The 19,668-nt window shown below is 67.0% G+C and carries 20 protein-coding genes and 1 pseudogene; 11 read left to right on the forward strand and 10 right to left on the reverse strand.

Annotated features, from left to right (window positions below; genetic code table 11):
* Positions 1-23: 23 nt before the first annotated feature.
* Positions 24-734: an ABC transporter ATP-binding protein gene (locus CLV01_RS19250; RefSeq protein ID WP_099733475.1), complete on the reverse strand. Its 711-nt coding sequence runs from the start codon at positions 732-734 to the stop codon at positions 24-26.
* Positions 735-750: 16 nt separating this feature from the next.
* On the opposite strand from CLV01_RS19250, the gene CLV01_RS19255 reads away from it, so the two are divergent.
* Complete coding sequence (locus CLV01_RS19255) at positions 751-1,416, forward strand: arylesterase (RefSeq protein WP_013802181.1); 666 nt, start codon at positions 751-753, stop codon at positions 1,414-1,416.
* Positions 1,417-1,435: 19 nt separating this feature from the next.
* On the opposite strand, the gene CLV01_RS19260 is transcribed toward CLV01_RS19255, so the two are convergent.
* The 5 genes from CLV01_RS19260 to CLV01_RS19280 all read right to left on the reverse strand — a co-directional run bounded on the left by CLV01_RS19260 (position 1,436) and on the right by CLV01_RS19280 (position 6,258).
* Positions 1,436-1,621: a hypothetical protein gene (locus tag CLV01_RS19260; RefSeq protein ID WP_043782093.1), complete on the reverse strand. Its 186-nt coding sequence runs from the start codon at positions 1,619-1,621 to the stop codon at positions 1,436-1,438.
* Between the two features lie 64 nt (positions 1,622-1,685).
* Positions 1,686-2,495 (reverse strand): DUF2189 domain-containing protein, encoded by an 810-nt coding sequence (locus CLV01_RS19265; protein WP_099733474.1) that lies wholly within the window; start codon positions 2,493-2,495, stop codon positions 1,686-1,688.
* Positions 2,496-2,607: 112 nt separating this feature from the next.
* The gene (locus CLV01_RS19270) at positions 2,608-4,359 is read right to left on the reverse strand and encodes an alkaline phosphatase D family protein (RefSeq protein ID WP_099733473.1); all 1,752 of its coding nucleotides are present in this window, start codon (positions 4,357-4,359) and stop codon (positions 2,608-2,610) included.
* Positions 4,360-4,457: 98 nt separating this feature from the next.
* Positions 4,458-5,687 (reverse strand): PLP-dependent transferase, encoded by a 1,230-nt coding sequence (locus tag CLV01_RS19275; RefSeq protein WP_099735103.1) that lies wholly within the window; start codon positions 5,685-5,687, stop codon positions 4,458-4,460.
* Positions 5,688-5,787: 100 nt separating this feature from the next.
* A complete protein-coding gene (locus CLV01_RS19280) occupies positions 5,788-6,258 on the reverse strand; it encodes a BON domain-containing protein (RefSeq protein ID WP_013802176.1) in 471 nt (156 codons plus the stop codon).
* A 150-nt stretch (positions 6,259-6,408) separates the two neighbouring features.
* Here CLV01_RS19280 and CLV01_RS19285 point away from each other — a divergent pair, with 150 nt between their 5' ends.
* The 4 genes from CLV01_RS19285 (at position 6,409) to CLV01_RS19300 (ending at position 10,663) form a co-directional block, all read left to right on the forward strand.
* Entirely contained in the window at positions 6,409-8,154 is a 1,746-nt protein-coding gene (locus CLV01_RS19285) for a SulP family inorganic anion transporter (RefSeq protein WP_099733472.1), read from the forward strand.
* Positions 8,105-8,968 (forward strand): GGDEF domain-containing protein, encoded by an 864-nt coding sequence (locus CLV01_RS19290; RefSeq protein ID WP_013802174.1) that lies wholly within the window; start codon positions 8,105-8,107, stop codon positions 8,966-8,968. The genes CLV01_RS19285 and CLV01_RS19290 overlap by 50 nt, the downstream gene beginning before the upstream one ends.
* Positions 8,955-9,824, forward strand: a complete 870-nt coding sequence (locus CLV01_RS19295) for a MinD/ParA family protein (protein ID WP_013802173.1) — start codon at positions 8,955-8,957, stop codon at positions 9,822-9,824. The genes CLV01_RS19290 and CLV01_RS19295 overlap by 14 nt, the downstream gene beginning before the upstream one ends.
* Positions 9,825-9,889: 65 nt before the next feature.
* The gene (locus tag CLV01_RS19300) at positions 9,890-10,663 is read left to right on the forward strand and encodes a sulfurtransferase (protein WP_099733471.1); all 774 of its coding nucleotides are present in this window, start codon (positions 9,890-9,892) and stop codon (positions 10,661-10,663) included.
* A 100-nt stretch (positions 10,664-10,763) separates the two neighbouring features.
* Here CLV01_RS19300 and CLV01_RS19305 read toward each other — a convergent pair whose 3' ends face one another.
* Positions 10,764-11,543 (reverse strand): IclR family transcriptional regulator, encoded by a 780-nt coding sequence (locus CLV01_RS19305; protein WP_034365152.1) that lies wholly within the window; start codon positions 11,541-11,543, stop codon positions 10,764-10,766.
* Positions 11,544-11,778: 235 nt separating this feature from the next.
* Between CLV01_RS19305 and CLV01_RS19310 the strand changes: the two genes are divergently transcribed.
* The 4 genes and pseudogenes from CLV01_RS19310 to CLV01_RS19325 form a co-directional block, all read left to right on the forward strand.
* A complete protein-coding gene (locus CLV01_RS19310) occupies positions 11,779-12,552 on the forward strand; it encodes an ABC transporter substrate-binding protein (RefSeq protein WP_099733470.1) in 774 nt (257 codons plus the stop codon).
* A 90-nt stretch (positions 12,553-12,642) separates the two neighbouring features.
* Entirely contained in the window at positions 12,643-13,308 is a 666-nt protein-coding gene (ehuD, locus tag CLV01_RS19315) for an ectoine/hydroxyectoine ABC transporter permease subunit EhuD (RefSeq protein ID WP_016451664.1), read from the forward strand.
* Complete coding sequence (locus CLV01_RS19320; protein ID WP_099733469.1) at positions 13,305-14,060, forward strand: amino acid ABC transporter ATP-binding protein; 756 nt, start codon at positions 13,305-13,307, stop codon at positions 14,058-14,060. The genes ehuD and CLV01_RS19320 overlap by 4 nt, the downstream gene beginning before the upstream one ends.
* A 2-nt stretch (positions 14,061-14,062) precedes the next feature.
* A pseudogene (locus CLV01_RS19325) lies at positions 14,063-15,391 on the forward strand (NAD(P)/FAD-dependent oxidoreductase); the annotation flags it as partial.
* A gap of 25 nt (positions 15,392-15,416) precedes the next feature.
* Here the strand turns inward: CLV01_RS19325 and CLV01_RS29970 are convergent.
* From CLV01_RS29970 to CLV01_RS19340, 3 genes are all read right to left on the reverse strand, one after another.
* Positions 15,417-15,986 (reverse strand): flavodoxin family protein, encoded by a 570-nt coding sequence (locus CLV01_RS29970; protein WP_099733467.1) that lies wholly within the window; start codon positions 15,984-15,986, stop codon positions 15,417-15,419.
* Between the two features lie 160 nt (positions 15,987-16,146).
* On the reverse strand, positions 16,147-16,554 hold the full coding sequence (locus tag CLV01_RS19335; RefSeq protein WP_012205870.1) for a DoxX family protein: 408 nt from the start codon (positions 16,552-16,554) through the stop codon (positions 16,147-16,149).
* A 44-nt stretch (positions 16,555-16,598) separates the two neighbouring features.
* Entirely contained in the window at positions 16,599-17,300 is a 702-nt protein-coding gene (locus CLV01_RS19340) for a pirin family protein (RefSeq protein ID WP_099733466.1), read from the reverse strand.
* Positions 17,301-17,433: 133 nt separating this feature from the next.
* Between CLV01_RS19340 and CLV01_RS19345 the strand changes: the two genes are divergently transcribed.
* Positions 17,434-18,372 (forward strand): LysR family transcriptional regulator, encoded by a 939-nt coding sequence (locus tag CLV01_RS19345; protein ID WP_099733465.1) that lies wholly within the window; start codon positions 17,434-17,436, stop codon positions 18,370-18,372.
* 134 nt (positions 18,373-18,506) lie between these two features.
* A complete protein-coding gene (locus CLV01_RS19350) occupies positions 18,507-19,634 on the forward strand; it encodes an NAD(P)/FAD-dependent oxidoreductase (RefSeq protein ID WP_034394361.1) in 1,128 nt (375 codons plus the stop codon).
* Positions 19,635-19,668: the final 34 nt, after the last annotated feature.

Here is a 19,668-nt window from a genome sequence, read left to right on the forward strand (position 1 = left end):
CGCCACCCCTTGCTGGCGTCCGATCAGGCCGCCAGCGCCTGCCCCTCTTCGACGCTGGCAACGCGGCCGGCCTCGATGGTCACGCGGCGCTCGCAGCGCGCGGCGATGGCTCGGTCATGGGTGACCATGACCAGCGTCGTGCCGCGTTCGCGGTTGAGCGCGAACATCAGCTCCATGATGGTTTCGCCGGTCGCAAAGTCCAGGCTGCCCGTGGGCTCGTCGGCCAGCAGCACGGCGGGCTCGACCACGAAGGCGCGGGCCAGCGCCACGCGCTGCTGCTCGCCGCCCGACAGCAGCTTGGGATAGTGACCCAGGCGCTGGCCCAGGCCCACGCGCTCCAGCATCTCGGTGGCGCGGCGGCGGGCCTCGCGGCTGCCCGCCAGCTCCAGCGGCAGCATCACGTTCTCCAGCGCCGTCAGATTGCCCAGCAGCTGGAAGCTCTGGAAGACAAAGCCGAGCTTTTGCGCGCGCACGGCGGCGCGTGCATCCTCATCCAGCGCGAACATGTCCTGGCCCTGCAGCCGCACCGTGCCGCGCGTGGGCGTATCCAGGCCGGCAAGAATGGACAGCAGCGTACTTTTGCCCGAGCCCGAGGCACCGACGATGGCCACGGTTTCCCTTGCGGCAAAACGCAGATCGATATCCCGCAGAATATCCAGTGTTCCGGTCGAATCGCTGACCGACTTGAAGACATGCTCGACTTCGATCAGGGGCTGGGCAGTGCTTTGTGACATGGAGGATGGGAAGACGATGCAAGACAAGCTGCGCGCAATGCGCCGACGCCGCCACTTTATATCGGCCGGCTTGGCCTTCGGCCTGCTGGGTACTTGGACGGCCACGTCCACGTGGGCAGCCGAGCCGGGCCCGCTGCTGGTGCTGGGCGACTCGCTGAGTGCCGAATACGGACTGGCCCGTGGCACGGGCTGGGTGGCACTGCTGCAAAAGCGCCTGCAGGAGAGCCCAAAGAATGTGCCGCTGGTCAACGCCAGCGTGAGTGGAGAGACCACCTCGGGCGGCCGCTCTCGCCTGCCTGCCTTGCTCAAGCAGCACAAGCCATCGGTGGTGGTGATCGAATTGGGTGGCAACGATGCGCTGCGGGGTCTGCCGCTGCAAAGCACGCAGGGCAATCTGGACGCCATGGTCCGCGCGGCCCGGGATGCCGGAGCCAAGGTGCTGCTGGTGGGCATGCAGGTGCCGCCCAACTATGGCAGCGGCTATACGCGCCAGTTCGAGCAGTTGTTTGCCAAGGTGGCGCAGGAGCAGAAGGTGCCGCTGGTGCCCTTCCTGCTGGCCGGCATCGGTGATGCGGCCGATTCGGCCCAGTGGTTCCAGGCCGACCGCATCCACCCCACGGCCAAGGCCCAGCCGCGCATGCTGGACAACGTCTGGCCCCAGCTCAGCAAGCTGCTGCCCTGAGCTCAGGGCAGGCAGGGTGTCAGCTGCCGCGGCCTTCCTCGCCGGGACGGGCTGCTGCAGGAGATGCCTGCGCATTACCTTCTGAGCCGCCGCCCTCATGCTCGTCGGGTCTTTTTTCGGCCTTGGCTTTCTCCTTCTCTAGCTTCTTCTGCTTCTTGGCCAGTTCGCGCTGGCGTTTTTCATAGGCGTAATTGGGTGTCGCCACAGGTGGACTCCTCTGTTGTTGCAAGCCCCACTGTAGCCGCAAGACGGGGCCTGCCAGGAAAACCTCAGGATATGGTGGACGCAGGCACGGCGGAATCGCCCACGCTGCAACGGTATGCATGCCAACTGGCACAGCCCAGCAAAGGCCCCACCAGCAGCAGGCCCGCGCCATGCCACCACAGGGAAACCGCCACCAGTACGGTGATGATCGCGGCCCACTGCAGCATGACGGCCAGGTTCAGGCCGACCACGCGCATGCTGGTGATGCAGGCCGTGAGTGCATCGCTGCCCCGGTCCAGCATGGCCGGCAGCGCCACCACCATGCTGGCGAACACCAGGGCCGCGAAGGCGCCGCCGACCAGCAGGTAAATGGCCAGGAATTCCCAGTTCTCGGGCCGCGCCACGGCCTGCAGCATGCCGGCCGTGGTCGGCATGCCGGTATCGAAGAACACGGCAAAGACCACCATGGACGCGCGCGCCCAGAGCATCTCCAGCACCAGCAGCACCATGACCAGCATGCCCATGCTGCCCATCTGCGTGTCCCAGCAGGTCAGCGAGCTGCTCAGTTGGGGCGGCAAGCCCCGCTCCAGCCTGCGGCTGGTGTCGTACAGGCCCATGGCCAGGAAGGGGCCGATGAGCAGGCAGCCGCTTGCCATGGCCATGCTGTATTCCGGGCTGGCGCGGAACACCCAGCCGATCAGCAGGGCCATGGCCCAGAAGCACAGGCCGTAGAACAGCGCCACGCCAGGCGCACGCCGCAGATCGCGCCAGCCCAGGGCCAGCCAGCGCCAGGGGTCGGCCATGCGCAGCAGTTGCACCTGCAGCATGCCGGCCGGGTTGTCGGAAGCTTTCTCGGGAGCGGGGGATGCCTGCATGCCTGGACCTCCTGGATCAGCGAGTCCAAAGTTATCGCAGCCATGGCACTGCTGCCATGGCGGAAACTACCGAGGCCCGCCCAGACCCCCAGGTCTGTACCCGAGTCTGCACTCAGGCCTGGACCAGCTTGCCCGGCTGGCCGGGCAGCACCTTCCAGGCCGCATCGCGCACAGCCTGGTATTGGTGGCTGAACACGGTGTCCACGTAGATCCACTCGGCCTGGCAGGCCTGCGGCGTGGCCGTGACGATCATGTAGCCACGGCGCGAGGTATCGCAGTACTTGAGCGTGGAGATGAATTGCAGCAGCGCGCCACGCAACTGGGCCGGGTCCTGGCCCGACAGGTATTCCTCGAAACCCGGCGAGCTGACGGACGAGGTGGCGAACTCCACGCCCACGGCCTGCCCGCTGCGGTCACGCAATTCGCTGGCCCAGGCGTTGTGGGTGTCGCCCGCCAGCACGACCAGGTTCTTGCCCAGGCTGCGCGCCGTGGCCAGCACGGTCTCGCGTGCCACGGCGTAGCCGTCCCAGGCATCGAGGTTGTAGGGAATGCTGGGCTGGGCCAGGATGGCCTTTTCCGCCGCCGTCAGGCTGGCCGGGTTCGCCTGCGCCTTGCCCAGCAGCGCCGCGTAGGCCGGCAGCGAGACGCCGCTGCCGGGGCTGAGGATGTCCATCAGCAAGGGCGCCGGCAGCTCCACGCGCCCCATCAGGACCTGCTGGCCCAGCACCTGCCAGGTGGCCTGCGAGGCCGCCAGCCGCTGGCCCAGCCACTGGGTCTGGGTGGCGCCCATGAGCTGGCGCGCAGGATTGGCCATGTCGGAGGTGAAGCGTGCCGCGTCCAGGCCCTGGGCGGTGAAGTAGTCGGCGTAGTCCAGTTGTTTGTCGCGGCCGATGACGCGCGTGTCCAGCATGTGCAGCGCCAGCAGGTCGCCGAAGGCGAAGCTGCGGTAGATGACCTCGGGCTGCGCGTTGCGCGTGGGCATCCACTCGTGATAGGCCTTGAGCGCTGCCACCTTGCGCAGTTCGAAATCCCCCTCGGTGGCCGGCTGGTGGTTTTCGGCGCCGTGCATCCAGGTGTCGTTGGAGACTTCGTGATCGTCCCAGACGGCGATCATGGGCGCCGCCGCATGCAGGGCCTGCAGGTCGGCATCGCTCTTGTACTGGGCATGGCGCTGGCGGTAGTCGGCCAGGCTGACGATTTCGTTGGCCGGCAGGCTCTGGCGCTGCATGGCTTCGGCCTTGCCATTGGCATAGCCTCCGCGTGCGTATTCATAGATGTAGTCGCCCAGGTGCACGGAGGCATCCAGGTCGCCCTGGCGCGCGGCATGCGCGTAGACGTTGAAGTAGCCCGCCGGGTAGTTGGCGCAGGAGAACACGGCCAGCTTGACCTGCTGCACGGCGCCCACGGGCAGGGTGCGCGTGCGGCCCGTGGCGCTGGTCATGCCCTGGCAGCGAAAGCGGTAGTGGTAGCGCGTGGCCGGCCTGAGGCCCGTGGCGTCGGCCTTGAAGGTGAAGTCCTGGGTGGCGCGCGCCATGGCCTTGCCCGACACCACGATGGTCTTGAAGTCGGCGTCCGAGGCCAGCTCCCACTCCACCTCGATATCGCTGGAATGGCCCTGGGGTGGCGTCACGCGGGTCCAGAGGATGACGCGGTCGCTCAACGGGTCGCCGCTGGCCACGCCGTGGCGGAACTCGACGGGAATGCGGCTGTCGCCATCGGAGCCGCCGCAGCCTGCCAGTGGCAGCGCCAGGGCCGATGCGCCCATGCCGCGCACGAAATGGCGGCGGCTGGCCACGATGCCGGACCCATTGGACGCGGTCTTCGCGTGCTGCAGGATATTGGTGATGCTCTCTTTGTGCTTCATGCTGGACCAGGGCCTGGAGGCCCCCGTGGGATGGTATGAAGCCAACGAGCATCGGTGCTGCCGGTGACAGGCGCATGTCACCGGCGCCTGGCGCTCAACTATGCGAACGCAGCGGCCAGGGCCTGCTCCAGGTCGGCACGCAGGTCCTGCACGGCCTCCAGGCCGATGGCAAAGCGCACCACGGTGCCGCTGCGCAGATGGGGCGTGGGGCAGCTGCGCATGGACGGCAGCTCATAGGGCACGACCAGGCTGATGGGGCCGCCCCAGCTGTAGCCGATCTTGAACAGGCGCAGGCTGTCGCAGAAGCGGTCCACGGCCTGCTGGCCGTGGCGCGGGTCAATGACCACGCTGAACAGGCCGGCCGCCACGCCCTCGCCGCCGCCGGCTGCGCCGCACAGGGCCTTCCAGTTCTCGTGGCCCGGAGCGCCTTCAAGCGCGGGATGCAGCACCTGGACCACGGCCGGCTGCTGCTGCAGCCAGCGCGCCAGCTCGCGCGCGGCGCGGTCCTGTGCGTGGTAGCGCAGCGCAATGCTGGGCAGCGAGCGCAGCACGGCCTCGGTGTCGTTGCCGCCCACGCCCAGGCCCAGCCGCATATGGGCCAGCTTGATGCGCATGTGCAGCGCCTGGTCGCGCGTGATGATGCTGCCCATGAGCACATCGCCGCCGCCGCTGGGGTACTTGGTGAGCGCATGGACCGTGGCGTCCACGCCCAGGCTGTGCGAGCCGTCACCCAGCAGGTCGAAGGGATTGAAGGCCAGGCCCGCACCCCAGGTGTTGTCCAGCACGGTGGTGATGCCGCGCGCGCGGCACAGGCGCACCATGGCGATGAGGTCAGGGAACTCCATGGTCACCGAGCCCGGCGCCTCCAGCCAGACCAAACGCGTCTTGGGCGTGATTTTGGCTTCGAGGTCGGCAACATCCATGGCGTCGTAGCACTGGTGGCGCACGCCGAAATGGGCCAGCTCGCCCTCGCTCAGGGTCTTGTTGGGACCGTAGGCGTTGTCGGGCAGCAGCATCTCGTCGCCGGTGCGCAGCAGGGCCAGGGAGGTGGTGGCGATGGCCGCCAGGCCGCTGGGCACCAGCAGGCATTGCAGGCCGCCTTCCAGCGCGCTCAGTCGCTCTTCCAGCAAGAACGTGGTGGGCGTGCCGTGCAGGCCGTAGGTGTAGCTGCTCTTGTCCAGCCACTGGCGGCGGCGCATGGCCGCCACGTTCTCGAAGATCACCGTCGAGGCCTTGTGCACCGGCGGCTGCGGTGCGACAAAGCCTTCGGGCGGCTGGTAGGGATGGTGGATGAGATGGGTGCTGATCTGCAGGTCGGGTGTGCTCATGCAGCGCATCTTATGCGCTGGGCCACAGCGTTCAGGCATAAAAAAACCAGGCGGACAAAGCGCCTGGTTTTCATTGAGGGAGCAAAGCCGGTGGCTGCGATCAGCTGGCCTTGATCTCCAGCATGTTGCTGACGTTGTTCACGCCCTTGACGGCCTTGGCGATGTCGCCGGCGCGCATCTTGAGCGCATCGCTGGGCACCGAGCCGGTCAGCGTGACGGCGCCGGCCTTGGTGTCCACGTCGATCTTGAGGGCGGAGATATCGGGTTCCTTGATCAGGTCGGCCTTGATCTGGGCGGTGATGCCCGCATCGTCGAGCGCGGCACCCGCCTGGCTCATGGCGTTGTTGGTGGCCGTTTCGGCCTTCATCGCGCCTTCCTCGATCTTGGTGCCGGCGCTGCTCATGGCGTTGTCGATCTTCTGGCCTGCGCTTTGCGCGGCCTGCTGGGACTGCTGGACGGCGGAGTCGAGCTTCTGGCCGGCAGTGTCTTCGGTCTTGCCGCATGCGGCGAGGCCGAAGGCCAGGGCGGACACGGCGAGGATGTGGCAGCAGCGTTGGGTGATGAAAGTCATGCGGTTACTCCTTGAATAGTTGTGAGGCGGTCAACACAGGCCTCGACTTTATTTATGGCCCTGGGACAAACCCATACGACGCCGACGCAAGCGCCTGTAGGACAAGCTCGAACATCCCGGCACCATCCAGTTAGCATGACAATAGCGGCCATGCATTCCCTGGCGCGCTGGTTTCCTTTCCTGGCATGGCCCAAACCCTCGGCAGCCGTGCTGCGCGGGGAGTTCTGGGCAGGTCTCACCGTTGGTCTGATGCTTCTGCCCCAGGGCGTGGCCTATGCAGCGCTTGCCGGCATGCCGCTGATCACCGGCATTTACGCCTCCATCGTCCCTGCCCTGGTGGCCGTGATGTTCAGCGGCTCGCCGCGTCTGGGTGTGGGGCCCACGGCCTTGAGTGCACTGCTGATCGGCGCCTCCCTCACGGGCCTGGCCGAACCCGGCTCCGCGCACTGGGTGGCCCTGGCCGCCTGGATGGCGATTCTTTCGGGCCTGGTGCAGTGGTCGCTGGGCCTGATGCGCGCCGGCTGGCTGCTCAACCTGGTGACCTCGCCCGTGCTCACGGGTTTCACGCAGGCGGCAGCGCTGCTGATCCTGGCCTCGCAGTTGCCCACCCTGCTGGGACTGCGTTCGACCTGGAGCGCAGTCTGGAACACGCCTTCGCTGCAGCTTTTCGACTGGCAGTCCATCCTCTACGGCCTTGCCAGCATTGCGCTGCTGGTACTGGCCAAGCGCTGGCGCGCGGCCTTTCCCTCGGCCATCTTCATCATTGCGCTGACCGGCGTGATCAGCTGGGCCACGGACTTTGCCGATGACGGGGGCGCCGTGGTCGGCCACCTGCCGGCAGGCCTGCCCAGCTTCCAGTTGCCGGGATTGCTGAGCTGGGACGAGTTCGGCGCCCTGGTGATGCCGGTGCTGGTGATCTCGCTTGTGAGCTTTCTGGAGACGGCCTCCAGCGCCCAGGTGGAGCATCAGCAGGCCGGCACGCGCTGGAACGAGAACCAGGACCTGGTCGCCCAGGGCCTGTCCAAGATCAGTGCGGGCCTGTTCGGCAGCTTTGCCACCAGCGCCTCGTTCTCGCGCTCGGCCGTGAACCTGCTGGCCGGCGCCAAGACGGGCTGGTCCAACGTGTTCTCCATCCTGCTGGTGGTCATCGTGGTGCTGTGGTTCATCCCGGCGCTGTACCACGTGCCCAAGGCGGCGCTGGCGGCCATCGTGATCACGGCCGTGGTCAACCTGGTCAAGCCGCGCGTGCTGCTGCAGCTGTTCAAGGTGTCGCGCGTGGAGGGCAGCATTGCGCTGGCCACGCTGCTGCTGACCATCGTCACGGCGCCGCGCATGTACTGGGGCGTGTTCGCGGGCATTGTGCTGAGCCTGGGCTACTTCCTCTACCAGCGCCTGCATCCGCGCATCATCGAAGTGGGCCAGCATCCCGACGGCAGCCTGCGCGACCGCAACCTCTGGCAACTGCCGCCGCTGGCGCCGGGCCTGCTGGCCCTGCGCATGGATGCCGAGCTGGACTTCGGCTCTGCCTCGGCCCTGGAGCGTCGTATCGGTGACGAATGGGCGCTGCGCCCGGAGACACACCATCTGTGCCTGCTGGCCCAGCCCATCAACCGCATCGACGTGACGGGCGTGGAAACCTTCGTGCGCCTGCAACTGCTGGCGGCCAAGCGCAGCGGCGTGCTGCATGTGGTGGGCCTGAAGCTGCCGGCCGAGCAGGTGCTGCTGCGGGCAGGCGCCCTGCACCGCGGACCGCACCTGCGGCTGTACCGCACCGATGCGGAATTCCTCGCCGCCCTTGCCCTGCCGCCGTTCGTGCCTGCACCAGGATCAACATCTGTTACCTCCGATGGTGCAAAAGTCGATGCCGGCGCGGCGACAATCGAGCCTACACACTGATACACTTCACTGGCTTTTCATTCAGCCCTCCGTGACTGCCCCCGCATCCCACCAATCCGTATACCTGCGCGACCTGCGCCTGGCCACAGCCCACGCGCTGGTTACCCACGCTGGTGGGGCGGTCCATCTGCCCACGGATTCGCCGACGCGATATCTGCAGGCGCTGATCGATGAACTGTGCTCGCTGTCGCTGCGCGACCCGCTCACGGGACTGGCCAACCGCCGCCATTTCCGCACCATTGCCGAGCGCGAGATCGACCGCGTGGCGCGGTCTGGCGAAGCGGCCCTGATGCTGATGCTGGACATCGACCACTTCAAGCAGATCAACGACCAGCACGGCCATATCGTGGGCGACCGGGTTCTGCAGTCGGTGGCCCGTACCCTGACCAATTGCGTGCGCCCCATGGACACGCTGGCCCGCTACGGAGGAGAGGAATTCGCCATCGTGCTGCCCGCCTGCCCTGCGACCTTCGGTGTCTCCGTGGCCGAACGCATACGCAGCGCCATCGAGCGCATGCCGGTCGTCATCTCACCCACGCTGACACTGCAGATCACCATCAGCATCGGCGGCGCCTATGCGCTGCAGTGGATACGCAGCACCACAACCTTGTGGACCGAGCGTGCCGACAAACAGTTGTACCTGGCCAAATCCGCCGGCCGCAACCGCGTGCACATTGAAGAACAACCTGACAGTACGGTAAGCGCGGAGGAAAAAAGCCTGCTTTTCGGACCTTTGTATGCCCCGTCCCCGTTTGACAATGGGCTGAATCCAGATATTGCAACCGATGTGGACCCCGAAGATGGACTCCGCTGATAGCCAGGTGGTAAGCGACAACGCCATTCCCCACCCCTCCCTGCCCGCTGCCGTTCCGATGAGCGATGCCGTGCGCGCCAAGCCGCGCGGACACATCATCGCCGTGACCAGCGGCAAGGGCGGCGTGGGCAAGACCTTCGTTTCGGCCAATCTGGCCGCAGCGCTGACACGCCATGGCCTCAAGGTCCTGGTGCTTGACGCCGACCTGGGTCTGGCCAACCTGGATGTGGTGCTCAACCTCTACCCCAAGGTCACGCTGCACGATGTATTCACCGGCCGTTCCTCGCTGGAGGAAGCCATCCTGCCCGCGCCCGGCGGCTACTCGGTGCTGCTGGCCGGCTCCGGGATGATCGAGTACTCGCGGCTCACGCCCGAGATCCGCCAGCAGTTCACGCACACCATCGAGACACTGGCCCCGCGCTACGACATCGTGCTGCTGGACACCGGCGCAGGCATCTCGGACGTGGTGCTGTTCTCCGTGTCCATGGCCACCGAGGTGCTGGTCATCGCCACGCCCGAGCCCACCTCGCTGACCGATGCCTATGCGGCCATCAAGGTGCTGGCCATCCAGCAAAAACGCCAGCAGATCCGCCTGGCCATCAACCAGGCGGCACGCCCCGGAGATGGCCGCGCCATCACGGGCCAGCTGCAGCAGGTGCTCAACCGCTTTGTCAACACGGCCTCCGGCGAGCCATTGCGGCTCACGCACCTGGGCGATATTCCGTCCGACCCGGCCGTGCGCGAGGCAGTGATGCGCCGCCAGTTGCTGCTGCAGTCCATGCCCGGCGCACCGGCTTCGCTGGCAGTGGCCCAGCTGGCCAATAAAATCAAGGCCCTGCTGGTGTCGGGCGGCTGATCGGGCCGCCTCTCGCCGGCGCCCCGATCCAACCCGCGGCCTGTGCCGCACCCGCCTGCCTGCCCGTGTCCGACATCCTCAATATTTCCTGCTACAAGTTCACGCCGCTGCCCGATGCAGCGGCGCTGCGCGACACCCTGGCCGAACGCGCCCAGGCCCTGGCGCTCAAGGGCACCATCCTCCTGGCCGAGGAAGGCATCAACTTCTTCCTGGCCGGCCCCGCCCAGGCGGTGCACAGCTTCGTTGACCAGTTGCGCGCCGATGAGCGCTTTGCCGACCTGGCCCCCAAGGAAAGCTGGTCCGACACCGTGCCGTTTCGCAAGATGCTGGTCAAGGTCAAGCGCGAGATCATCCGCATGGACCACCCCACCATCCGCCCGGCAGAGGGCCGCGCGCCATCGGTCAGCCCCGCCACGCTGCGCCGCTGGCTGGAACAGGGCCACGATGACGAGGGCCGCGAGGTGGTGACGCTGGACACGCGCAACGACTTCGAGGTCGATGCCGGCGCCTTCAAGGACACCATCGACTGGCGCATCACCAAGTTCACCGAGTTCCCGCCCGCGCTGCGCGCCCACAAGGCCGAGCTGGCCGACAAGACCGTGGTCAGCTACTGCACGGGCGGCATACGCTGCGAGAAGGCCGCCATCCTGATGCGGGACGAGGGCCTGGAGCATGTCTACCAGCTGGAAGGCGGCATCCTCAAGTACTTCGAGGAAACCGACGGCGCCTTCTATGACGGCGGCTGCTTCGTCTTTGACGAGCGCCGGGCCGTGGACGCGGACCTGTCGGCCGCACCCCAGCTGGAGCATCCGCAGGCCCAGGAGACTCCGTCTCCATAGACCGGTCCCCCAGCCCTGACTTGAAGCCCCGGGGCATGCACGCCACGCTTGCGGCGTGCGACACCAATGCAGCTGCACCGACCGCCGCATCGGCCGCTGTTCAGCCCAGGGCACGCACCGAGTTGCTGAGCGAGCGGGCGCAGGCCAGCAGCCCTGGGCCCAGGCGGGCTTGCGCTTCCTCCACCGTCCATCGGCTGGTCGGCGCGACGATGTGCACGGCAGCCACGGGGCGGCCATGGCTGCCGATGACGGGCGCGCCCAGCGTCATGTCGCCCAGAAAGAGTTCCTCCCGGTTGACGGCATAGCCGCGCCGACGCGCCTGGGCCAGTTCATCGAGGATGGCGGCCTCGTCCGTGATGGTGAAACGTGTGTGCGCGGTCCGCTCGCTCTGGCGCAGCAGGGCCAGGGCTTCTTCATCGGGCAGTGCGCTCAGCCAGGCACGCCCCGAGGCAGTGCAGTACATGGGGATGCGACTGCCAATGGGCATGTGCACCGGCACAAACTGGGCGCTGATGAAGCGTGCCACGTAGACCATCTCCAGCCCGTCGGGCTCGGTCAGGCAGGTGGTCTCGGTCGTGATCTTGGTCAGCTCCGAAAGATACGGATTGGCCAGGTCGATCACCGGATTGGCCGCCAGGTAGTTGTAGCCCACGCGCATGACGCGCGGCGCGAGCTGGTAGCGCCGGGTTTGCGGATGCTTGCGGACATAGCCCAGTTGCTCCAGCGTGAACACCATGCGTTGCGCCGAGCTTTTGTTGATGCCCGCAGCGGCAGCCACATCGGCCAGCGTCATGCTCCGGTGCTGCGCGCTGAAGGCGCAGAGCACGGCCAGGCCCTTCTCCAGCGACTGGTTGAACAGTGGGTTGGTGTCGTCATCCATCGGTGACGAAGCGGGTTGAGGCGTTGCTTGCATGGCGGAAGTATAGGCATCCACTTCCAAAGAATCGCATATCGATTTCTTTGAATTGCTTAGTGGTTTTCTCTTATTTTCTAAAGATTCATCCACATTGATCATTGGCGCGGTTCCGAGAATTCTCCGCTGCAGGCGAGGGGCTGCCCCCAAGGTGACCTGTCCCTGCTGTTTCCTTCCGTCGTTCACGCCAAGGAGTCAGGCAATGCCAGGTTTTGTCCACCGCGTCCTCCACCTCGCCCTGGGCATGTGTGCCGCCGGCGCTGTCGCGCTGGCTGCAGCGCAAGGCGGCAGCGCCCCGACCAGCTACAACGTGGGCGCCACGCCCACAGGCATTCCGTTCACCTTTCTGGACGTCAAGAGCAACAGCATCCAGGGCATGATGGTCGACACCATGCAGGCCGTGGCCAAGGCGGGAGGCTTCCAGGCCCATGTGCAGCAGACCAGCTTTGCGGCGCTGATCCCCTCGCTCACATCCAGCAAGATCGACATCATCTCGGCCGCCATGCTCAAGACCGCTGCACGCCAGCAGGTGGTGGATTTCAGCGATGCGGTCTACTCCTACGGCGAGGGCCTGATCGTCAAGGCCGACGATGCCAAGGCCTATGTATCACTGGACGATCTCAAGGGCGAGGTCGTCGGTGCCCAGGTGGGCACGGTGTTCTACGACCTGCTGCAGAAAAAGGGCATCTTCAGGGAAGTGCGCAGCTACGACTCGGTAGCCGACATGACGCGCGATCTGGCGCTTGGCCGCATCAAGGCAGGGCTGGGTGACCAGCCCATCATTGCCTACCAGATACGCCAGCACAGCTTCCAGGGCGTGAAGCTGGCCGAAAGCTACAAGCCCTCCAATGTGGGGGATGTGTGCCTGGTGGTGCGCAAGGGAGACACCGAAACCCTGGCCCGCCTGAACAAGGCCATCGCCACCATCAAGGCAGACGGCACCCTGGCCCAGATCGTCAAGAAGTGGGGCATCTGAGGACATCGGACGCCCGCCGGGTCGCCTCGCGCCTCGCCTCCCCCTTTGCCGCGCAATGCACGGCAATGACACCTTCGAGGAAAGTACGCCATGCAAGCATTTGTGCAGCACGCGCGAGAGTTCCTGCCCATCCTGCTGCAAGGAGCGGTGGTCACGGTGCAGGTCACCGCGCTGTCGTTCCTGTTGTCCAGCGCGATCGGACTGGTGCTGGCGCTGGGCAAGCTCTCACCCGTGCGCGCCGTCTCGTGGGCCGCATCGACCGTGGTCAATGTGATACGGGGCCTGCCCATCATCGTGCAGCTGTTCTACATCTACTTCGTGCTGCCCGAGGTCGGTATCCAGCTCACCGCATTCCAGGCCGGCGTGATCGGCCTGGGCATTGCCTATTCGGCCTATCAGGCAGAGAACTTCCGCGCCGGCATCGAGGCGGTGGACCCAGGCCAGCGGGAAGCCGCATTGGCCATGGGCATGCGACCCGCCCTGCTCATGCGCCGCGTGGTGCTGCCGCAGGCATTCCGCATTGCGCTGCCGCCCTACGGCAACACCCTGGTGATGATGCTCAAGGACTCGTCCCTGGTCTCCACCATCACCGTGGCCGAGATGACGCGCCAGGGCCAGTTGATCGCAGCGTCCACCTTCCAGAACATGACGGTCTACACCCTGGTCGCCCTGCTCTACCTGGCCATGAGCCTGCCGCTGGTATGGGGGCTCAGGCGTCTGGAGAAGCGCTTTGGAGCGGGGAGGAAGTCGCCATGATCGAGATCGACCACCTGGAAAAGGCCTACGGCGAGCATCGCGTGCTGCGGGGCGTCAACCTGCGCGTGGCACGTGGAGAAGTGGTGTGCCTGATCGGCCCTTCGGGATCAGGCAAGTCCACTGTGCTGCGCTGCATCAACGGCCTGGAGTCGTACCAGGGCGGCGAGGTGCGCGCCTTCGGGGAGTGCGTGGACACCCGCGCGCCCTCCATCCACGCGCTTCGCAGCCGCATGGGCATGGTGTTCCAGCGCTTCAACCTCTTCCCGCACCGCACCGTGGTGCAGAACGTGATGGAAGGCCCCATCCATGTGAAGGGCCAGGCTCCCGGCCAGGCCCATGCCGAGGCATTGGAGCTGCTGCGCAAGGTAGGTCTGGCAGACAAGGCACAGGCCTGGCCCGCACAGCTGTCGGGCGGACAGCAGCAGCGGGTGGCCATTGCCCGCGCCCTGGCCATGAAGCCCGAGGCCATGCTGTTCGACGAACCCACTTCGGCCCTGGACCCCGAACTGGTGGGCGACGTGCTGGGCGTGATGCGCCAGCTGGCCGAAGAAGGCATGACGATGATCGTGGTCACGCACGAGATGGCCTTTGCTCGCGAGGTGGCCGACCGCGTGTGCTTTCTGCATGGCGGCACCATCTTGGAGGAAGGCCCTTCGGCCCAGGTGCTGGGCGCACCGCGCCATGCACGCACGCAGGACTTCCTGCGGCGCGTGCTGCGCCAGCACTGTGCGCCATCAGAAGGTGCGGCATGACGATGTCAGCCACCGCCTCCATCGCATCGTCTTCGTCGGTACGCCCCGTGCTGTCGCACCCGTCAGCGCCATCGCTGTGGGCGGCCACTGCGCCCGCCGCACCGCCCACGCCACCGCTGGCGGCACCGCTGACCACCACCGACGTGCTGGTGATCGGCGCGGGATATACCGGCCTGTCGGCAGCACTGCATTTGGCCGAAAGTGGCGCCAGCGTGTGCGTGCTTGACGCCCATGCTCCCGGCTGGGGTGCGTCGGGCCGCAACGGCGGCCAGGTGAACCCCACCCTCAAGTACGACCCCGACGAACTGCAGCGCATCCACGGCGCCGCTCGTGGCGAGCGGCTGATCGACGCCGTCTCCCGCTCGGCCGACCTTGTGTACGGGTTGATCGAACGGCACGGCATCGACTGCGCGCCCGTGCGTGCCGGCTGGCTGCAGGTCGGATACACCCAGCAGGCGGTGGACGGCATGCACGCACGCGCCCGGCAGTGGGAACGGCGCGGCGTGCGCGTGGAACTGCTGGACCGCGCTGCCACGGCAGCACGCACAGGCACGCCCGCCTTTGCCGGCGGCTGGCTGGATGGACGCGCCGGCGCCATACAGCCCCTGGCCTACGTGCGCGGACTGGTGCGCGCCGCACAGGCCCTGGGCGTGCAGGTTCACAGCGAATCGCCCGTGCTGGCACTGGAGCGCCAGGGCACGGACCACTGGGTCGCCACCACGGCCCAGGGTCACCGCATACAGGCCAGGCAGGTGCTGCTGGGCACCAACGGCTATACCGATGGCCTGTGGCCTAGTCTGGCACGCACGGTGCTGGCAGCCAACAGCTTCATCGTGGCCACGCAGCCCCTGGGCAAGGCGGGCGCGCACATCCTGCCCGGGGGCGAGACAGGCTCGACCTCGCAGCGCCTGCTGCTGTACTTTCGCAAGGACGCACAAGGCCGTCTGCTCATGGGCGGGCGCGGCCATTTTGCGGACCCGCAGGGCGCAGGCGACTATGCCCATCTGGAACGCGCCGTGGCGCTGATGTTTCCCGGCCTGGGCCCCCTCCAATACGAGTACCGCTGGGCTGGGCGCATCGCCGTCACACGCGACTTCATGCCCCATCTGCACCAGCCTGCCCCCGGCATCACCATGGCCCTGGGCTACAACGGCCGCGGCATTGCCATGGCCACCCTGCTGGGGCGGGAGGCGGCAGCGCTGATGGCCGGAGGAAATGCGCTGGCCTGCTCTTTTCCGGTAACGCCGGTTCAGCCGATACCGCTGCATGGGTTGCAACGGTTGTACATAGCGGCGGGAGTGGCCTGGTACAGCCTGCTGGACCGGCTGGGGCGTGAGGTTCAGTGGGGACGGCTGATCAAGCCGCGCCGGCCTCGCGCATCAGCCGCAGCGCCTGCTGCGCCACGCGCTCGCCGAACACGCGCGCCGTCTCCAGGTCGCCCGGCAGCATCTCGGCGGCCGAGGCATCCGAGGCCGATTGCGCCATGGCACCGCTGAAGGCGCCTATCCAGTTGAGGTCATTGCGCTGCGCGGCGCGCGCGTTGGACGGCAGCATGCCGCTACCTACCCACAAGCCGCCGTGCTGCATGGCCAGCTGGAACAGGTAGTCCAGCGTGGTCTGCTTGTTGCCGTTGACGCTGGCACTGTTGGTGAAGCCGGCGAACAGCTTGTCCTTCCAGGCCTGCACGAACCACGGCTTGGAAGAGGCATCGGCAAAGCGCTTGAACTGCCAGCTCGGCCCGCCCATGTAGGTGGGCGATCCAAAGACGATGGCGTCTGCCGCCGCCAGCAATTCCCAGCCACCCGCAGGCAACTGGCCGTCGCTGTCGATCGACAGCATGCGCGCGCCTGCGCCGTCTGCCACGGCCTGGGCCATGCGCTGGGTGTGTCCGTAACCCGAGTGGTAGACCACCACGATATCTGACATACAAGAAATCCAATCCTCGGACGCCCTGCGCAGCCACAGGCCAGCCAGCGCCGCATTCATCAATCCATCCACGCCAAAGGGCCCCGCAGCGCTGCTGGGGGGCCCACTCAAGGCAGTAGCCTAACAAAAATCAGGGCATGGCCAACGCTGCCCGACCCACTCAATGGCGGCGCGCATCCACGCTCCAGCCACCGGCACCGTGGGCGGCAAAGCCCAGCAGGCCGCCAGTCACGGCGATGTTCTTCCAGAACAGCAGCTGCTGCATCATGGCCGCGTCGGCCGGCACGCTCCAGTAGGTGTGAAAGAAGAAGCTGGCCACCAGCGTGAAGAACGCCAGCACCAGGGCCGCCCAGCGCGTGCACCAGCCCAGCAGCAAGGCCAGGCCGCCGACGATCTCCACCACCAGGGCAATGGCCACGCCGATCTGCGGCATGGGCATGCCTACCGATGCGGCATAGCCCACGGTCCCGGCGAAGCCTCCGATTTTCTGAAAGCCCGCAGGCACGAACATCAGCGCGATCAGGATGCGGCCGGCCAGCGCCAGCGGGTTGCTCAGACGGTTCAACATGATGGGTACTCCTCGTGAATCTTCAGAGCGTGCTGTGCACGCTCTCAGGCTTGCAGATCGAAGACCAGGACCTCGGACTGTTCCCCGTCGTGCAGGCGCAGTCGCGGTTCATTCTCCACAAGGGCCGCATCGCCCGTTGTCAGCCGTTGCCCATTGACGCTCAGCGCGCCGCGCACCAGGTGCACATAGGTCTTGCGGCCGGCGGGCAGTTCCAGTTCGACCTGCTCATCGCCGTCGAACAGCCCGGCATACAGCCGGGCATCGGCATGGACGCTGACCGAGCCCTCGGCGCCATCGGGCGAGGCCACCAGGCGCAGCCGGCCGCGCTTTTCCTCGTCGGCAAAAGCTTTTTGCGCATAGCCGGGCGCTATGCCCGTCTCGCTGGGCAGCAGCCATATCTGCAGGAAATGCGTGGTCTGGCCCGGCGCATGGTTGTGCTCGCTGTGGACCACGCCCGAGCCGGCGCTCATGCGCTGCACCTCGCCGGGCGAGATGGTCTGCTCGTTGCCCATGCTGTCCTTGTGCGAGAGCCGGCCTTCGAGCACGTAGCTGATGATCTCCATGTCCTTGTGGCCGTGGGAGCCGAAGCCCGTGCCCGGGGCGATGTGGTCTTCGTTGATCACGCGCAGGTTGCCAAAGCCCATGTGGCGCGGATCGTGGTAGCCCGCAAACGAAAAGCTGTGGTGCGAGCGCAGCCAGCCATGGTCGGCATGGCCGCGTTCCCGGGATTTGCGCAGGGCGATCATGTTTTTGTCCCTTTCCAACGTGTCAGATCTTCGAAACTCTTGCGTCGATGGCTCCACTGTAGAAGCCGCTGCCGCAGGCAAGGCGCAGCAGGATTGATGGCATCATTCAAAGCTTTTGAAGCCATAACGCCCCATGCCCAGCCCCCGCGACGTGCTCACCCCCGACAGCCTGGCCATGCTCCAGGCCATTGCCGAGGCCGGCAGCTTTGCCGCCGCTGCACGCCAGCTGGGCTTGGTGCCCAGTGCCCTGACCTACCGTGTGCGCCAGATCGAAGATGCGCTGGACGTGCTGCTGTTCGACCGCCGCTCGCGCCACGCCCAGCCCACCGAGGCCGGCCGGGAGCTGCTGCGCGAGGGGGTGCGCCTGCTGCATGAGATCGACACCGTGGCGCATCGCGTGCGCCGCGTGGCCACGGGTTGGGAGCCGCACCTGACCATCGTGGTCGATGGTGCCGTGGCGCGCACGCCGATGCTGGAGCTGGTCGAGGCCTTCTACGCCATGCAGCCACCCACGCGGCTGAAGCTGCGCGACGGCATACTCACCGGCACGCTGGAGATGCTGACCTCGGGCCGGGCCGACCTGGCCATCGGCGTGGCCGTCAACTCCAGCAACGTGGCGGGCCTGCAGGCCTGCGAGCTAGGCGAGCTGGACTTCGTCTTTGCCGTGGCGCCCCACCATCCGCTGGCCACGGCGCCCGAGCCCATCACCGACGCCACCTTGCTGCAGCACCGCATCATCGCCGTGGCCGATTCAGGCCTGCGCGACAGCGCCAGCATGGGCCTGCTCAGCGGCCAGGACATCTTCACCGTGGATTCCATGCAGGCCAAGATCGAGGCCCAGGTGCGTGGCATAGGCTGCGGCTTCCTGCCCCATTTCATGGCCGATGTGTATGTGCAGGCCGGCCTGCTGGTGACGCGCCAAGTCGCCCGGCCCTCGCGCAACGTGCGCATGCACTACGCATGGTCCTGCCCGCCGCAGCAGGTCCCGCCGCGCGCGCTGCAGTGGTGGCTGCAGCAGTTGGAGAGCCCCGCCACGCGCCGCGCTCTCATGGAAAATCATCACCGACATTGAGCTGGCGCACGCCGCCGGGCGGTCTTCGCGGGTGTAGAGTGGTTACAGGTCCCGGCCTGCCACGCCGCTGCGGTGCAACAGGCCGGAAAGGACATGCTTCCCGGAATCTGCCACTGCCCGCAAAGGTCTGCTCCATGAACGCTTCCCGCGCTGCCTCCAAGTCCACGGTCAAGAAAAAGGCCACCAAGCCCCCCGAAGCCTCCAAGGCGCGCCCCAAGGCCGGCGCACGCCGCATTGCCGTGATTGGCGCCGGCATGGCGGGCCTGGCCTGCGCACGCACGCTGATGCAGGCCGGCCACGATGTCCATGTCTACGAGCGGCTGCCCCAGGTGGGCGGGCGCATGCGCTCGGTCAACGCCGCGCATGGCGCCTTCGACATCGGCGCGCAGTATTTCACCGTGCGCGACAAGCGCTTCGAGCTGGCCCTGCAGACCGTGCCCGGCCTGTGCCGTCCCTGGAGCGTGAGCACGCTGCGCGTGCTGGATGCGCAGGGCCGCCAGTCCAGCGCCGCACCCGCACCCACCGAAGCCCATTGGGTGGCCACGCCCGACATGCAGGCCCTGCCGCTGGCCTGGGCCGCGCCGCTGTGGGATGCCGACCGCCTGCACCTGGGCCAGCGCGTGACCAAGCTCGAACGCCAGCCCGGCTCGCGCGGCTGGAGCCTGCATGTGGAGACGACCGAGCCGACCACGCAGATCCGCGCAGGCTTCGATGAAGTGATACTCGCCCTGCCCGCTCCACAGGCGCGCCAGCTGCTGCAGACCACGCCCCTGGCCCTGTCGCTGGTGCAGGGCATGGCGGCCGTGGAAATGGCGCCCTGCTGGGCGCTGACGCTGTCCTACCCCATGGCCACCGAGGCCGGCCTGTCCACCCTGGGACCGCAGTGGAATGCGGCCCGCACCACGCATGAGCGCGCGGTCTGGGTGGCACGAGAATCCTCCAAGCCGGGCCGCTCCCAAAGCGAACGCTGGACCGTGCTGGCCAGCCCCCAATGGTCGCAGGAGCACCGCGCCGACGACGCCCCGCGCGTGCTGGCCAAAATGCAGAAGGCCTTTGGCGAGATCACGCGCATCCGCATCCCTCCCCGCCATGCCAGCGTCTACCTCTGGCCCCATGCGCAGACCCTGTCGCCGCTGGGCCGCAGCCATTTGCGCAACAAGGATGCGGGCCTGGGCCTGTGCGGCGACTGGTGCATTGGCCGCCGCGTGGAGGATGCCTTTGTCTCGGGACTGGAAATGGCCCTGGCGTTGGTTGCGGACTGAACCAGGCCACCAGGTCCTGGCAGGGGGCGGCGCA

The sequence above is a fragment of the Delftia sp. 60 genome (assembly GCF_002754395.1).
Classification (GTDB): Bacteria; Pseudomonadota; Gammaproteobacteria; order Burkholderiales; family Burkholderiaceae_C; genus Comamonas; species Comamonas acidovorans.

Bases quoted from the DNA above. Each gene is read 5' to 3' on its own strand.
- CLV01_RS19250 (WP_099733475.1), bottom strand. From the start codon at position 734: ATGTCACAAAGCACTGCCCAGCCCCTGATCGAAGTCGAGCATGTCTTC.
- CLV01_RS19255 (WP_013802181.1), top strand. From the start codon at position 751: ATGCAAGACAAGCTGCGCGCAATGCGCCGACGCCGCCACTTTATATCG.
- CLV01_RS19265 (WP_099733474.1), bottom strand. From the start codon at position 2,495: ATGCAGGCATCCCCCGCTCCCGAGAAAGCTTCCGACAACCCGGCCGGC.
- CLV01_RS19270 (WP_099733473.1), bottom strand. From the start codon at position 4,359: ATGAAGCACAAAGAGAGCATCACCAATATCCTGCAGCACGCGAAGACC.
- CLV01_RS19275 (WP_099735103.1), bottom strand. From the start codon at position 5,687: ATGAGCACACCCGACCTGCAGATCAGCACCCATCTCATCCACCATCCC.
- CLV01_RS19280 (WP_013802176.1), bottom strand. From the start codon at position 6,258: ATGACTTTCATCACCCAACGCTGCTGCCACATCCTCGCCGTGTCCGCC.
- CLV01_RS19285 (WP_099733472.1), top strand. From the start codon at position 6,409: ATGCATTCCCTGGCGCGCTGGTTTCCTTTCCTGGCATGGCCCAAACCC.
- CLV01_RS19290 (WP_013802174.1), top strand. From the start codon at position 8,105: ATGGTGCAAAAGTCGATGCCGGCGCGGCGACAATCGAGCCTACACACT.
- CLV01_RS19295 (WP_013802173.1), top strand. From the start codon at position 8,955: ATGGACTCCGCTGATAGCCAGGTGGTAAGCGACAACGCCATTCCCCAC.
- CLV01_RS19305 (WP_034365152.1), bottom strand. From the start codon at position 11,543: ATGGATGACGACACCAACCCACTGTTCAACCAGTCGCTGGAGAAGGGC.
- CLV01_RS19310 (WP_099733470.1), top strand. From the start codon at position 11,779: ATGCCAGGTTTTGTCCACCGCGTCCTCCACCTCGCCCTGGGCATGTGT.
- ehuD (WP_016451664.1), top strand. From the start codon at position 12,643: ATGCAAGCATTTGTGCAGCACGCGCGAGAGTTCCTGCCCATCCTGCTG.
- CLV01_RS19320 (WP_099733469.1), top strand. From the start codon at position 13,305: ATGATCGAGATCGACCACCTGGAAAAGGCCTACGGCGAGCATCGCGTG.
- CLV01_RS29970 (WP_099733467.1), bottom strand. From the start codon at position 15,986: ATGTCAGATATCGTGGTGGTCTACCACTCGGGTTACGGACACACCCAG.
- CLV01_RS19335 (WP_012205870.1), bottom strand. From the start codon at position 16,554: ATGTTGAACCGTCTGAGCAACCCGCTGGCGCTGGCCGGCCGCATCCTG.
- CLV01_RS19340 (WP_099733466.1), bottom strand. From the start codon at position 17,300: ATGATCGCCCTGCGCAAATCCCGGGAACGCGGCCATGCCGACCATGGC.
- CLV01_RS19345 (WP_099733465.1), top strand. From the start codon at position 17,434: ATGCCCAGCCCCCGCGACGTGCTCACCCCCGACAGCCTGGCCATGCTC.
- CLV01_RS19350 (WP_034394361.1), top strand. From the start codon at position 18,507: ATGAACGCTTCCCGCGCTGCCTCCAAGTCCACGGTCAAGAAAAAGGCC.